This window comes from Nonomuraea sp. NPDC048881 (assembly GCF_040649795.1).
Lineage (GTDB): Bacteria > Actinomycetota > Actinomycetes > Streptosporangiales > Streptosporangiaceae > Nonomuraea.
Window position 1 is genome coordinate 470,251 of the sequence record NZ_JBEZGC010000007.1, and the last position, 14,243, is coordinate 484,493.

General features: G+C 74.5%; 13 protein-coding genes. 11 read left to right on the forward strand and 2 right to left on the reverse strand.

Features of this window, described 5'->3' with window-relative positions:
* Positions 1–139: 139 nt before the first annotated feature.
* The 4 genes from AB0C33_RS27035 to AB0C33_RS27050 all read left to right on the forward strand — a co-directional run bounded on the left by AB0C33_RS27035 (position 140) and on the right by AB0C33_RS27050 (position 4,633).
* Positions 140–2,014, forward strand: coding sequence for a hypothetical protein (locus AB0C33_RS27035; RefSeq protein ID WP_358292684.1), 1,875 nt, complete (start codon positions 140–142; stop codon positions 2,012–2,014).
* Positions 1,998–3,461 (forward strand): hypothetical protein, encoded by a 1,464-nt coding sequence (locus AB0C33_RS27040; protein ID WP_358292687.1) that lies wholly within the window; start codon positions 1,998–2,000, stop codon positions 3,459–3,461. The genes AB0C33_RS27035 and AB0C33_RS27040 overlap by 17 nt, the downstream gene beginning before the upstream one ends.
* A 9-nt stretch (positions 3,462–3,470) precedes the next feature.
* Positions 3,471–3,593 carry a putative leader peptide gene (locus tag AB0C33_RS27045; RefSeq protein WP_352324370.1) on the forward strand — a complete coding sequence of 41 codons (123 nt, stop codon included), beginning with the start codon at positions 3,471–3,473 and terminating at the stop codon, positions 3,591–3,593.
* A gap of 80 nt (positions 3,594–3,673) precedes the next feature.
* Positions 3,674–4,633, forward strand: a complete 960-nt coding sequence (locus AB0C33_RS27050) for a TauD/TfdA family dioxygenase (RefSeq protein ID WP_358292689.1) — start codon at positions 3,674–3,676, stop codon at positions 4,631–4,633.
* An 89-nt stretch (positions 4,634–4,722) separates the two neighbouring features.
* Here the strand turns inward: AB0C33_RS27050 and AB0C33_RS27055 are convergent, their stop codons facing one another.
* Positions 4,723–5,850 carry an acyltransferase family protein gene (locus tag AB0C33_RS27055; protein ID WP_358292693.1) on the reverse strand — a complete coding sequence of 376 codons (1,128 nt, stop codon included), beginning with the start codon at positions 5,848–5,850 and terminating at the stop codon, positions 4,723–4,725.
* 98 nt (positions 5,851–5,948) lie between these two features.
* On the reverse strand, positions 5,949–6,149 hold the full coding sequence (locus AB0C33_RS27060; RefSeq protein WP_352329981.1) for a hypothetical protein: 201 nt from the start codon (positions 6,147–6,149) through the stop codon (positions 5,949–5,951).
* A 204-nt stretch (positions 6,150–6,353) separates the two neighbouring features.
* On the opposite strand from AB0C33_RS27060, the gene AB0C33_RS27065 reads away from it, so the two are divergent.
* The 7 genes from AB0C33_RS27065 (at position 6,354) to AB0C33_RS27095 (ending at position 14,219) form a co-directional block, all read left to right on the forward strand.
* A complete protein-coding gene (locus AB0C33_RS27065; RefSeq protein ID WP_358292696.1) occupies positions 6,354–7,673 on the forward strand; it encodes an aminopeptidase P family protein in 1,320 nt (439 codons plus the stop codon).
* Positions 7,674–7,735: 62 nt separating this feature from the next.
* A complete protein-coding gene (locus tag AB0C33_RS27070) occupies positions 7,736–8,641 on the forward strand; it encodes a dihydrodipicolinate synthase family protein (protein ID WP_358292699.1) in 906 nt (301 codons plus the stop codon).
* Complete coding sequence (locus AB0C33_RS27075) at positions 8,638–9,639, forward strand: proline racemase family protein (RefSeq protein ID WP_352329986.1); 1,002 nt, start codon at positions 8,638–8,640, stop codon at positions 9,637–9,639. The genes AB0C33_RS27070 and AB0C33_RS27075 overlap by 4 nt, the downstream gene beginning before the upstream one ends.
* Before the next feature lie 52 nt (positions 9,640–9,691).
* The gene (locus AB0C33_RS27080; RefSeq protein WP_358292702.1) at positions 9,692–10,882 is read left to right on the forward strand and encodes an FAD-binding oxidoreductase; all 1,191 of its coding nucleotides are present in this window, start codon (positions 9,692–9,694) and stop codon (positions 10,880–10,882) included.
* On the forward strand, positions 10,879–11,157 hold the full coding sequence (locus tag AB0C33_RS27085) for a (2Fe-2S)-binding protein (protein ID WP_358292704.1): 279 nt from the start codon (positions 10,879–10,881) through the stop codon (positions 11,155–11,157). The genes AB0C33_RS27080 and AB0C33_RS27085 overlap by 4 nt, the downstream gene beginning before the upstream one ends.
* Positions 11,150–12,691, forward strand: coding sequence for an FAD-dependent oxidoreductase (locus AB0C33_RS27090; RefSeq protein WP_358292707.1), 1,542 nt, complete (start codon positions 11,150–11,152; stop codon positions 12,689–12,691). Before AB0C33_RS27085 ends, AB0C33_RS27090 begins: the two co-directional genes overlap by 8 nt.
* Positions 12,684–14,219 (forward strand): aldehyde dehydrogenase (NADP(+)), encoded by a 1,536-nt coding sequence (locus AB0C33_RS27095; RefSeq protein ID WP_358292710.1) that lies wholly within the window; start codon positions 12,684–12,686, stop codon positions 14,217–14,219. The genes AB0C33_RS27090 and AB0C33_RS27095 overlap by 8 nt, the downstream gene beginning before the upstream one ends.
* Positions 14,220–14,243: the final 24 nt, after the last annotated feature.

Below are 14,243 nucleotides of genomic sequence, written 5' to 3' on the forward strand. Positions count from 1 at the left end.
CGGCGTCGGCCGGAGGCTCCGGATTCATCCGGATTTCTCCGCGTCGTCCGATGTTCGTTTCTATGATGGAAACGAGCGTCCGCGGGGCGATGCTCACTCGGGCACGCACCGGCTGACGACGACCAAGCAGGTTGCTGCGATGGCGGATTCGTTCAACGACGCGCACCTTCGCCTGGTGACGAAGGAGTGCCTCCCGCTCGGGAGCGGCGACCGGCTCCCGGTCATCGTGCTGCTCGGCCCCGACGGCACCGACCGCGAGGTGTGCCTCACCCGCGTCTGGAGGAGCGTCACCAGGCCCGAGTCGCCCCGGGTGCGGGTGGACTTCCGGCTGCCGGGGCTGCGCGACGCGCCGGTGGTCAAGACCGTCGAGCGCATCGCCCACGATCTGATGGAGACCTCCAGCGTCCGGCTGCCCCGGGTGGTCTTCGCGCTGCACGTGCTGGCCCTGGACCCGCGGGACCGCTCCGACAACGAGCTGGCCGGCGAACTGGACGACCTCGTGGACGGCGGCGACCCCGAGCGGCTGTCCGACGCCCTGTCCCTGCTGCGCGACCTGCTCGGCCGCATCCCGGGGGCCGAGCCGCTGGCCGCGCTCACCTCGGTGCTCCAGTACGCCGCGCGGGGCCAGCGCCGCCGCGTGGTCAGGCTGCTCAACGACAAGGGCAGGACCTGGCTGGCCGCCCAGATGGCCAACGGCAACGTGCTCGACCTGGCCAGGCGGCGGGACGGCCACGGCGGCGACCCGTCCGGGTCCGCCGGGGCGATCCTGTGCCGGGCCCTCGTCGCCGACCTCACCGACTCCTGGTCCAAGAGCCACCGCCACGCCCGCAGCTGCCTGCTGCTGCTGGAGGGGGCCGAGACCGCGGCGGGCCGCGCGCTGCTCAGGGCGCTCGGCCCGGCCAAGGGCGCCGACCCGCTGCTGGTGGTGGCGGAGTCGAAGGAGTGGCTGCCGATGGGCGGCTCGTGGGCGCGTCCCGGCACGATCGTGCCCGGTGCGGCCCACCCGCCCACGCTGGCGGAGGCGAGCTACCGCGACTGGCGGGCCGGCTACGACGCCCGGGAGCAGCCGTGGTGGTACCCCGTGCTGATGCCGCCGCTGGAGGCCGACAGGTCCCGCGCCTACGCCTCGGCCGTCCGGGAGCTGACCGGCGGCCATCCGGCCGTGACCCGGCGCCTGGGCAGGCTGGCCGCCACGGCCCAGGACGACGACGCCTTCCGCGCCGTCGTGTGCCGCGAGGACCTGCTGCGCTGGCCCGACCGGCTGCACCTGGCCCACCTGGACGAGCTCACCGACTGGGCGGCGGCCAGGAACGTGGACGACGCCGAGAGCGCCCTGCTCAAACGGGCCGGCCGGACGCCGAACCTGCGCAACGAGCTGGCCGACCTGCTCTGGCTCGACCGCCGTCCGGAGGAGCGGGACCCGCACGGCCGCTACGAGGGGGCGCGCGGCCCCCAGGTCACCGTGATCCACCCGTGGCTGCGGCTGCTGCTGCTGCACCGGCTCGCCGTCACCGGCCGCTGGGACGACGTGCACGGGGACCTGGAACGTTTCCACCTCGGCCCCGGCGGCGAGGAGAACCCGCGCAGCCTGCACCACCGCCTGGCCCGCGTCGGCCGGGACGACCCCGAAGGCCATCTGACCCACGTCGTCGATCGTCTGCACCGGCTCTTCGACCGGCTCGACGTGCGCGAGGACGGCCGCAGCCGCCTGCCGGAATGGCTGGCCGGCTTCAACGAGGTGACCACCGCCCCCAACCGGCTGCCGCTGGTCACCCCCCTGGACGAGCTGTACGACTCGCTGGTGGCGACCGCCGTCCCGCACGAGCGCGGGGACTGGCTCGTCGTGGTCAGGGCCCTGGTCGTGGACCGCTGGTTCTGGCTCGACCCGCTGCTCGACCCGTCCGGGAGCCGGGCCGAGCAGGTCGCGCGCGGGCTGCGGGACCTGGCCAGGCGGTCGGCCACCAGTCCGGCGATCTTGTTACGGGAGGCCGACAGGTATGAGCGACGACGGTGACCTCGGCACGGCCGGGGCGGGCGATCCGGCGCCGGCGGAGGTCGGCGCGAAGTGGGCGGCGGGCCGCCGCAACCGCGTCCTGCTGCGCAGGGCGCTGGCGGGGGTGCTCGTCGTGGCGGCCGTCGTCGTCCTCGGGCTCTACGTCAGGACGTCGCGGCTCACCGACGACGGCGACGCCTTCGGCCCCGACCTGGCCCCGGTCATGAGCCGCATCGCCGCCGAGAACGCCGCGGTGGAGAAGGAGCACCCGGACGACTACGTGACCGTCGTCGCGATGTTCCCGATGACCGGCTCCCTCACCGACATCGCCCTGAACAGGGAGAGCATCAGGCACGGCCTGGAGGGCGTCCACCTGGCGCAGGTGTGGCGCAATCGGCAGCCGTCCTCGCCGCCGTACGTGCGGGTGCTGGTCGCCAGCGACGGGCCGCAGGACTGGGAGCCGACGGTCGAGGCCGTCCGGGACCGGACCGCGCAGGAGCACATCGTGGCCGTGACCGGTCTGGGCGCCAGCACCGGCGCGACCCGCAGGACGGTCGCGAGCCTGAGCGCGAGCCGGTACGCGATGGTCTCGGCGGTCATCACCTCCGACGAGCTCACCGGCTTCCCCGGCCTGGCCCGCGTCGCGGCCCTGAACAGCGAGCAGGCCCAGGCCGGGGTGGTGCACGCCAGGAAGGTCAACCCCGGGCTCAGGGCGGTCGTGATCAAGGACCTCAACCCGGCCGACAGCTACGTCAAGACGCTCGCCCGGTTCTACACCGGCTCGCTGGCCGGCCGGGAACGCGTGATGGAGCTGTCCTTCGACTCCTCGACGAGGTTCTCCGGCACCGTGCTCGACGTCATCGCCGAGCGCGTCTGCAACTCGGGCGCGAACACCGTCCTGTACGCCGGGCGCAGCGAGCAGCTGCCCGCGCTGATGCAGGCGCTCAGCCAGCGCGAGCGGTGCGTCCGGCCCGGCGTCACCGTGATCACCGGCGACGACGCCAGCGAGATGAACCGCAAGGTCGACCTGGGCATGTGGGGGGACACCCGGATCCGGCTCTTCTACACGGCCCTGGCCCACCCGGCGAGCCTCGCGCTGCCCGGCGGCGGGGTGCTCACGGCGATCCGGGCCAGGTTCGAGGGCGACGACCCCGACAGCTTCCGGCGCATGTTCCCGCACGAGAGCCTCGACGACGGCATGGCCATCATGCACCACGACGCCATGTTCGTGGCCCTGGAGACGGCCAAGGCGTTCGCCCGGGAGCCGGACGTGCCCTCGCCGCAGGACATGGCGAACATGCTGACCAGCGGCACGGTGGCGGTCGAGGGCGCCAGCGGCCCGATCAGGATCGTCGAGGGCGGCGCCCGCCAGACCAAGGAGATCCCGATCCTCCAGCTCAACCCGGACGGCACCTCGGCGTACTCGGGCCGGGTCACGGTGACGGACGGCGGCCCCGGCAGGAGCTGACCGTTTTTCATGTATTACCTATTGCTTTTGTGGGAAATTTCGCGCAGGATCAGAGGCGTGAAGAGCCTTCTGGTGGCCCGCCTCCACGTCGACCTCCGGCGGCAGGCGAGCGCGCTCTGTGCCGTGCGGTGACCTCCGGGTCCCCGCTCTCCTCGGACGCCCGAGCGTCCTTTCCCCAGACCTTCCCCGAAGCTCAGAGGAGTGGCCGAACCATGTCGACACCCACCAGCGTGCTCACCGTCCGGCGGGTCGCCGGGCACATCGGCGCCGAGATCACCGGCGTCGATCTGGCCCGCCCGCTCGATCCGTCCGTGGTCGAGGAGATCCGCCAGGCGCTGCTCGCGTACAAAGTCGTGTTCTTCCGCGGGCAGGAGCTCGACCACGCCGCGCAGATCGCCTTCGCCCGCCAGTTCGGCGAGCTGACCCACGCCCACCCGCACGAGGACGCGCCGCCCGAGGAGTTCCCGCAGATCCTGACCATCGACCCCCGCCGGTACGAGAAGCGTTACGGCGTCAACTACCGCGAGCTCTACCAGCGCAGGCGCTACTCCTACTTCTCCGGCTGGCACACCGACGTCACCGCCGCCGTCAACCCGCCCGCCGCCTCCATCCTGCGGGCCGAGACCGTGCCGGAGTTCGGCGGCGACACCCAGTGGACGAACCTGGTGGCCGCCTACGAGGGCCTGTCCGCGCCGCTGCGCGACCTGGTGGACGGCCTGCGCGCCGAACACCGCTTCCTGGCCGGCTACCAGGCCGCCGACGAGGACGGCAAGCTGGTCAAACGCATCAACGACAACCTGCTGATCTCCGTGCACCCGGTGGTGCGGGTGCATCCGGAGACCGGTGAGCGGGCGTTGTTCGTCAACCCCGGCTTCACCGACCACATCGTGGGCCTGTCGGCCGTGGAGAGCCGCCGCATCCTCGACCTGCTGTACGAGCAGCTCACCCGGCCCGAGTACACCGTGCGGTTCCGCTGGCAGCCCGGCAGCGTCGCCTTCTGGGACAACCGCGCCACGGCCCACCTCGCCCCGTCCGACCTCGACCACCTCGACGTGCCGCGCAGGCTGCACCGGGTCACGCTGATCGGCGACCGTCCCGTCGGACCCGACGGGTTCGTCTCGGAGATCGTGGCCGGAAGGGAGTTCAGGGCGCAGTCACTCGTGGTCGCCTGACGACGGCGGCCACCTCCGCGAGCGGGACCCGCTCGCGGCACCGGACGCGCGGGCGGGGGCTGGGGGGTGCCCGCCCGCGGCGTCGGTCCCTACTTCCGGGCGGGGGCGCGCGACCCGCTCAGCCGGCGGCCGAGCCGCTGGGCCGGGGCCTCGATCACGTGGTACGTCACCAGGCACAGCGGGATCAGGACCAGGTAGTACAGCACCAGGTTCGGCAGCAGGCGCAGCAGCAGGGGATGCAGCAGGTAGACGGAGAAGCTGATCACGCCGAGCCGGGTCAGCGCGCGCGGGAACGCCCTGTGGCGCAGCGCCAGCCCCACCCCGAACACCGCGAACGCGAGCACGAGCGCGGGCGCCCATCCCGGGTCGTCCTTGGCGGGGACGCCGCAGGCCACCACCGCCAGGCAGGCGAGCCCGGCGGTCCGCCAGGAGATCACGCCCTGCTCGGCGCGGTGCACCGCGGTCCCGGCGAACATGGCGGCCAGGATGATCACGCCCTGCCAGGTGCCGGCCCGGCTGCCCAGGACCACCAGCGCCAGCCCGAGCAGCCCGCCCGCCGCGGCGGCCGCCGTACGGGCCCGGCCGTCCCCGAGGGCGGTGACCGCGATCGCCGCCACGACCGCGAGGACGAGCAGCGCGGCGGTCAGGTCGGCCCCGCCGTTGATCGACGCGCCCGGCAGCAGCAGCCCCGCCGGCACGGCCAGCGCCGCCAGTACGACGGCGATCCCCGCCGACCTGCGGGCCTGCCCGGTCGCGAACAGCGCCACGCTGATCAGGTAGAACGCCATCTCGTACGACAGCGTCCAGGTCACGCCGATGACGGGCGGCAGGTTGACCAGCTCCTGCAGCATCGTCAGGTTGCCGAGCGCGACCAGGGGCGCGGGACGTTCGCCGAGGCGCGGATCCAGCGGGACCAGGCCGGCGAGGGCGAGCAGGAACGCCAGGCCGAGGGCGGCGAGCAGCAGCGGCAGCAGGCGGAAGGCCCGCCCGGTCCAGAAGGCGCGCAGGTCGCCGCGCCGTTCCAGGGACGCCGGGATGATGTAGCCGCTGACCAGGAAGAACACGAAGACGCCCCACGTGCCGAGGTCGATCCTGCGGTCCACGACCGCCCACGCGGCGGGGACGAAGGACCAGCCCGTGTGGTGCGCGGTGACGGCCAGCGCGGCGGGCCCCCGCAGGGCGTCCAGCCAGGCCAGCCGGGCGGAGGCGGGGGACATCTGTCGGATTCTAAGCCATTTGCGACAGAACCCTCCGTGAGCGGACGGCCGCCCGGATCGCGGCCGGCTTCATGCTTTTCCCGGCCGGATCGCCGCGCTCAGCGGGACGGCGAACGCCGCAGGCGCAGGCCGATCACCACGACGGCGACGCCCACCAGCAGGACCACCGGCCCGATGACCGCCCAGGCGGTGTCGCCGGTCATCACGCTGCCGCCCACCACGCCCAGTCCCTGGAGCGCCCAGAGCCCGCCCACCAGGGCCAGCAGCACGCCGACGACGATGAGGATCCAAGAGGTCATCGTTCTTCCCGTCTCTCGTCCCGCCGCGCTCGTTCCGCCGCGGGGGCTCCGTGTGCGTGATGATCGCGTGGCTTCCGCAGAGTAACCGAGCCTTTGTCACGATATGCGGATTTTTCTGGTCACCTCTTGGCGGCGGCTTCCTGTCGTCCTAGTGTTCAGTGCAATGCCACACATTACTGAGCCCTATGGAAGGAGTGATCACCGGTGCGCGACGGCAGGCCCCCGAAGCTGTCCGAGATCCCCGCTTTCACCGCGTACATGAACACCGGCTGGGGCAGCGCCGACCGCACGCCGCGGGTCGTGCCCGGCGCGGCCGAGGCCGCCGCCGCCCACCGGGCGCGGCTGGCCGAGGCGCTGCCCGGCCGGAGAGTCGTGCTGGCCGCGGGGCAGGCCCCGATCCGCAGCAACGACATGGCCTACGACTTCCGCGCCGGCAGCGACTTCGTCTGGCTGACCGGCTGCCAGATCGAGAACGCCGTCGTCGTGCTGGAGGGCGCCGAGGCCACCCTCTACGTGCCGCCGCCCGCCGGCCCCGGCGACCCGGCGTTCTTCACCGACTCCAGGTACGGCGAGCTGTGGGTGGGCGCCGCGCCCGGCCTGGACGACTGGGCGAAGGCGCTGGGCGTCCCGGTCAAGCCGCTGGCCGAGCTGACCACCGAGGTGACGGACGACCAGGAGGCCGCCCGGGTCCTCGCCGAGCTGCGCATGTACAAGGACGACTGGGAGCTCGGCCAGCTGCGCGAGGCGGTGGACCGCACCGTCGAGGGGTTCGCCGCCGTCGTCCGCGAGATCCCCGCCGCCGTGGCCGGGCGCGGCGAGCGGTGGCTCCAGGGCACCTTCGACCGGTACGCCCGCGCCTACGGCAACGGCCCCGGCTACCCCTCCATCGTGGGCTCCGGCCCGCACGCGCCCACCCTGCACTGGGTGCGCTGCGACGGCCCGGTCACCCCCGGCGAGCTGCTCCTGCTCGACCTCGGCGTCGAGGCGGAGAGCTGCTACACCGCCGACGTCACCCGCACCTTCCCCGTCTCCGGCCGCTTCACCCCGGCCCAGCGGCAGGTGCACGACCTGGTCGAACGGGCCCACCGGGCCGCGCTCGCCGCCGTCGCCCCCGGCCGCCGCTTCAGCGACTTCCACCACGCCGCCATGGAGGTCGTCGCGCACGGCCTGGCCGGCTGGGGCCTGCTGCCGGTCTCGGTGGACGAGGCGCTGTCCGACGCCGGCCAGCACCACCGCCGCTACCTGGTCTGCGGCGTCGGCCACCACCTCGGCCTGGACGTGCACGACTGCGGCCGGGCGAGCCAGGAGTCCTACCAGGACGCCGTCATGGCCCCCGGCATGGCGCTCACCGTGGAGCCCGGCCTGTACTTCCACCCGCACGACCTCACCGTCCCGCCGGAGCTGCGCGGGATCGGCGTCCGGATCGAGGACGACCTGGTGGTCACCGAGCAGGGCGCCGACGTGTTGTCGGCCGCGCTGCCCCTGGACGCCGACGGCCTGGAGAAGTGGATGGCCGCCGGGTAGGTAGTCGCTGTGACATTGCACCGCATAATCTCTCGAATATCCCCATGTGAGGAGACCTCAGCATGACCACCTCCGCCACGCCGTGGCGCGGCATCCACGTCGCGACGGCCCTGCCCTTCGCCGACGACCTCTCCGTGGACTACGACGGGTTCGCCGAGCACGTGCGCTTCCTGGCCGAAGGCGGCTGTGACGGTGTGACGCCCAACGGCTCGTTGGGCGAGTACCAGACGCTCACGCCGCAGGAGCGGGCCCGCGTCGTCGAGACGGCCGTCCAGGCCGCGCCGCCCGGGTTCGGCGTCATGCCGGGCGTGGCCGCGTACGGCTCCATGGAGGCCCGCCGGTGGGCCGAGCAGGCCGCCGAGGCGGGGGCCACGTCCGTGCTGCTGCTGCCGCCGAACGCCTACCGGGCACCGCGCGAGGCCGTCGTCGCCCACTACCGGGAGGTCGCCAAGGCCGGGCTGCCGGTCGTGGCCTACAACAACCCGTTCGACACCAAGGTCGACCTGACCCCCGCGCTGCTGGCCGAGCTGTACCACGAGGGCCTGATCGTCGGCGTCAAGGAGTTCACCGGGGACGTGCGCAGGGCGTACGAGATCGCCGAGCTGGCGCCGGAGCTGGACCTGCTCATCGGGGCCGACGACGTGCTGCTGGAGCTGGGCCTGGCCGGGGCCGTCGGCTGGATCGCCGGGTACCCGAACATGATCCCGCAGTCCACGACCCGCCTGTACCGGCTGGCCACCTCGGGCGACCCCGCCGACCTGCCCGAGGCGCTGCGCGTCTACCGCGACCTGCACCCGCTGCTGCGCTGGGACTCCAAGCCCGAGTTCGTGCAGTCGATCAAGCTGTCCATGGACCTGGCCGGGCGCAGGGGCGGCGCCTGCCGTCCGCCGCGCCTGCCGCTCGCGCCCGAGCTGGTCGCCCGCATCACCGCCGACACCGAGGCCGTCCTGGAAAAGGGCTACAAGTGAGATCACGTCGCACCTTCCACGCCGTCGACTCCCACACCGAGGGCATGCCCACCCGCGTGATCGTCGGCGGCGTCGGCGCCATCCCGGGGGCGACCATGGCCGAGCGCCGGCTGTGGTTCATGGAGAACAGCGACGACGTGCGCACGCTGCTCATGTACGAGCCGCGCGGCCACGCCGCGATGAGCGGGGCGATCCTCCAGCCGCCCACCCGGCCCGACGCCGACTACGGCGTGCTGTTCATCGAGGTCTCCGGGCTGCTGCCGATGTGCGGCCACGGCACGATCGGCGTGGCGACCGTCCTGGTGGAGACCGGGATGGTGCCGGTGGTCGAGCCGGTCACCACGATCCGGCTCGACACGCCGGCCGGGCTCGTGGTGGCGTCCGTGGCGGTCGAGGACGGCGCGGCGACCTCGGTGACCATCCAGAACGTGCCCTCGTTCGCGTACGCGCTGGACCGCAAGGTCGAGGTGCCCGGCTTCGGGGAGATCGGCTACGACCTGGCCTTCGGCGGCAACTTCTACGCCTTCGTCGAGCTGGCCGAGCTGGGACTGCCCTTCGACCGGGCCCGCGCCGGCGACCTGCTGTCGGCCGGGCTCGCGATCATGGACGCCGTCAACGAGCACGACCGCCCGGTCCACCCCGAGCGGCCCGACATCAACGGCTGCCACCACGTCTACCTGGCCGCCCCCGGCTCGACGGCGCAGCTGTCCAGGCACGCCATGGCCATCCACCCCGGCTGGTTCGACCGCTCGCCGTGCGGCACCGGCACCAGCGCCCGCATGGCCCAGTTCCACGCCAGAGGGGAGCTGGCCCTCGGCGACGACTTCGTCAACGAGTCGTTCATCGGCACCCGCTTCACCGGGCGGCTGCTCGGCGAGACCACGGTCGGCCCGCTGCCCGCCGTGCTGCCCTCGATCACCGGCCGCGCCTGGGTCACCGGCACCTCGCAGTTCCACCTCGACCCGACCGATCCCTTCCCGGCGGGGTTCCTGCTGTGAGCCGTCCCGCCCAGGCATGCGGCCCGCGGGCGGGCGGCGCGAAGGGCACGCCGTGAGCGCCGACCTCGTCGTGGTCGGCGCCGGCGTGGTGGGCGCGGCCGGCGCGTACTTCGCCGCGCTGGCCGGGCTGCGCGTGGTGGTCGTCGAGCGCGGCGCCATCGCCGGGGGCACCTCCAGCGCGGGCGAGGGCAATCTGCTCGTGTCCGACAAGGAGGCCGGGCCCGAGCTGGACCTCGCGCTCTACTCCCAGCGGGTGTGGCGCGAGGACCTGGCCGAGCACGCCGGGCTGTGGGAGTTCGAGGCCAAGGGCGGGCTGGTCGTCGCGGCGTCCGGGCCGGGCCTGGCCTCGCTGCGCGAGCTGGGCGAGCACCAGCGCCGCCACGGCGTCGAGGTGCGCGACGTGGCGGCGGAGGAGCTGCGCGACTACGAGCCGCACCTCGCGCCCGGACTCGCCGGAGCCGCCTTCTACCCCCAGGACGCCCAGGTCCAGCCCATGCTGGTGGTCGCCCACCTGCTGCGGCTGGCCCGCGCGCACGGCGCCGAGGTGCGCACCGGCACCGGCGTCACCGGCTTCCTGCGCGACGGGCGCCGCGTGACCGGCGTGCGCACCACGGCCGGCGACCTGCCCGCCGGGGCGGTGCTCAACGCGACCGGCACGTGGGCCGGCGACGTCGCCGCCCTGGCCGGGGTGCACGTGCCCGTCCTGCCCAGGCGCGGGTTCGTGCTGGTCACCCAGCCCATGCCGCCGCGGACGATCCGCCACAAGGTCTACGCCGCCGAGTACGTCGGGGACGTGGCCAGCTCCGACGCCGCCCTGCAGACCTCGCCCGTCGTGGAGGGCACCGGCAGCGGCACGATCCTCATCGGCGCCTCCCGGGAGCGCGTCGGCTTCGACCGCACGTTCTCCCCGCGGGCGGCCGGCGCGCTGGCGGCCAAGGCGATCGCGCTGTTCCCCATGTTGCGGGACGTCCGGGCCATGCGCACGTACCTGGGCTTCCGGCCGTACTGCCCGGACCATCTGCCGGTGATCGGGCCCGACCCGCGCGCGCCCGGGTTGTGGCACGCCTGCGGGCACGAGGGGGCGGGCATCGGACTTTCCGCGGGCACCGGCAAGCTCGTCGCCCAGGCGCTCACCGGCCGCACCCCGGACCTCGACCTCAAGCCGTTCGCCCCCGACCGCTTCCCCACCCCCGACCACTTTCCCGGCACCGAGTCCGCCGCGACCGAGGAGGGGCCCCGATGACCCACCAGATGACCTTCCGCGGCGCGAGCGTCCCCGCCGAGCCCGGCCAGAGCGTCGGGGCCGCCCTGGTCGCGGCCGGCATCCTCGACTGGCGCACCACCCGCGGGGCCGGTCGGCCGCGTGGCCTGTTCTGCGGCATCGGCGTCTGCTTCGACTGCCTCATCACCGTCGACGGCGTCCCGGACCTGCGCGCCTGCCTGGTCCCGGCGCGCGACGGCATGCGCCTCGGCGACGACGCCCCGGCAGACGGTGAGCAGGGAGGTCGTCATGCGTGAGACGCACGACGTCGCCGTGGTCGGCGCGGGCCCCGCGGGGCTGGCCGCCGCCGTCGAGGCCGCCGAGGCCGGGCTGGACGTGGCCCTCGTGGACGCCGCCCGCCAGCCGGGCGGCCAGTTCTGGCGGCACTACGACGAACGCCACGCCCGCCCCGAGGACGCCGCCGGGCACCACGACTGGCCGGTCTTCACCCGGCTGCGCGACCGGCTGCGCGCCCTGACCGCCGCCGGACGGGTCCGCTACCTGCCCGGCCACCAGGTCTGGCTGGCGACCCGCGACGGCGCGGGCACGTTCACGCTGCACACGACGCCCACCGTCCCCGAGGAGGGGATGTCCGGCACGACGGTGACCGCCCGCGCGCTGATCCTGTGCCCCGGCGGCTACGACCGGCAGCTGCCCGTCCCCGGCTGGGACCTGCCCGGCGTGATGGCCGCCGGGGGAGTGCAGGCCCTGCTCAAGGGGCAGCGCACGCTCGCGGGCCGCCGCGCGGTCGTCGCCGGGACCGGGCCGTTCCTGCTGCCGGTCGCCACCGGCCTGGCCGCGGCCGGGGCCAGGGTGGCGGCGGTCGCCGAGGCCAACGCCACGCTCGGCTGGCTGCGCGACCTGCGCGGCGCCGCGTCCGTGCCGGCCAAGGGGCTGGAGGCGCTGCGGTACGCCGCGCTGATGGCCCGCCACCGCGTGCCGTACCGCACCGGGACCGTGGTCACCGAGATCCTGGGCGAGGACCGGGTCGAGGCCGTCCGGCTGGCCCGGCTCGGCCGCGACGGCCGCCCGGCCGGGCCGGCCCGTGAGATCCCCGCCGACCTCGTCGCGCTCGGCTGGGGGTTCACGCCGTCCCTCGAACTGCCGCTCATGCTCGGCGCCGACACCAGGAAGGACGTCGACGGCTCGCTCGTCGTGACCGTGGACGCCTTCCAGCGCACCGGCGTCCCCGGCCTGTACGTCGCGGGCGAGGCGACCGGCGTCGGCGGCGCGGTCCTGGCCCGGCAGGAGGGCCGGCTGAGCGCCCTAACCCTGGCCCGTACGCTGGGCCGCCGGGCCGACCCGGCGCTCATGGGCCGGTTGCGCCGGTCGATCGCCCGCGGGCGGCGCTTCGCCGCGGCCATGCACCGGACCTACCCCGTGCCGCGCGCCTGGACGTCCTGGCTGCGGGACGAGACGCTGGTCTGCCGCTGCGAGGAGGTCTCCTACGGCGACCTGCGCCGCGCCCACGACGACCTGGGCGCGGGCGACCCGCGCACGCTGAAGATGCTGGCCAGGCCGGGCATGGGCTGGTGCCAGGGACGGGTGTGCGGGTTCGCCACCGCCGGCGTCGCGGCCTGCCTGAGCCGCCGCGAGAGCACGGCCGGCGACCTGCGCCCGCTGTCCACCCGGAGCCTGGCGGCCCCGGTGTCCCTGGGCGAGCTGGCCGCGCTCGCCGACGAAGACCCTGACGCCCCAGCCGAAACCCCCGACGAAACCCCTGACGCTCCAGACGAAACCCCTGACGACGCCCCCGACGAAGACCACGAAAGAGGACGAGACCGTGAGTGACGTGCTGAGCGTCGACCCGCGTACCGGACAGGCCCGCGAGCGCGTCGCGGCGGAGTCGACGCCGCGGGACGTGGACCGCGCCGTGCGCGCCGCTGCCGCCGCCGCCCCCGCCCTGGCCGACCGGTCCGTACGCGCCGACCTGCTGCGTACCGCCGCCGCGCTGCTGGAGGAGGGCGGCGAGGAGATCATCGCGACCGCCGACGCGGAGACCGCGCTCGGCCGGGTGCGCCTCACCGGCGAGCTGGCCCGCACCTGCTACCAGCTGCGGGCCTTCGCCGACGTGGCCGAGTCGGGCGCCTTCCTGGACGTGATCATCGACCACGCCGACCCGGCCGCCCGCCCGGCCCCCCGTCCCGACCTGCGGCGCTACAAGGTGCCGCTGGGCGTGGTCGCGGTGTTCGCGGCGAGCAACTTCCCGCTGGCCTTCAGCGTGCCGGGCGGCGACACCGCCAGCGCGCTGGCCGCCGGGTGCCCGGTCGTCGTCAAGGCGCATCCGGACCATCCGGCGACCAGCGTCCTGACCGCCCGCGCGCTGCGCGCCGCCGCGGAGAAGGCCGGTCTGCCGGCCGACGTCGTAGGTCTGGTCCACGGCTTCGCGGCGGGCCCGGAGCTGGTCCGGCACCCGCTGACCGCCGCCGTCGGCTTCACCGGCTCGGTACGCGGCGGGCGGGCGCTGCACGACCTGGCCGCCGCCCGTCCGCGGCCGATCCCGTTCCACGGCGAGCTGGGCAGCCTCAACCCGGTCGTGGTGACCGAGCGGGCCGCCGCGACCAGGGCGGCCGAGATCGGCGCGGGCCTGGCCGCCTCCTACACCCAGGGACTCGGCCAGTTCTGCGTCAAGCCGGGCCTGGTCCTGCTGCCCGCGGGCCCGGCGGGCGACGCGGTGCTCGACGCCGTGGTCACGGCCGCCGTGCCCGCCGGACCGCTGCTCGACCCGCGCATGCGGGCGGCCTTCCTGGACGGCGTGCGCTCCCGCGCCCAGCTGCCCGGGGTCACGCAGGCGCTGGCCGCGGGCGAGGACGACGCCGCGCCGCTGGCCGTCCGGCCGGGCGTGCTGACCGTGGCGGCCGAGCGGCTCGCGGACGGCGACGCCCACGCCGAGCTGCTGGAGGAGTGCTTCGGACCGGTCACCGTCGTGGCCCGGTACGGCTCGGAGTCCGAGCGGGACGCCGTGCTCGACGCGCTGCCCGGCAACCTCACCGCGACCGCGCACCTGGCGGCCGACGAGCGCGAGGGCGCGGCGGCCGGCCTGGTGGCCAGGCTCGCCGGGCTGGCCGGGCGGGTCGTCGTGGACGGCTGGCCCACGGGCGTGTCGGTCGCGCCCGCGATGCAGCACGGCGGGCCGTACCCGGCCTCGACCAGCACCTCGACCTCGGTCGGCGGCACCGCGATCGAGCGCTGGCTGCGCCCGGTGTGCTTCCAGGACACCCCCGACCCCCTCCTGCCGCCGGAGCTGCGCGAGGCCAACCCGCTCGGCGTCCCCCGGACGGTGGACGGAGTCGCCTGGCGCTTTTATCTACACTTGTAGACGCTCTGGGGCTATATTGCTCGT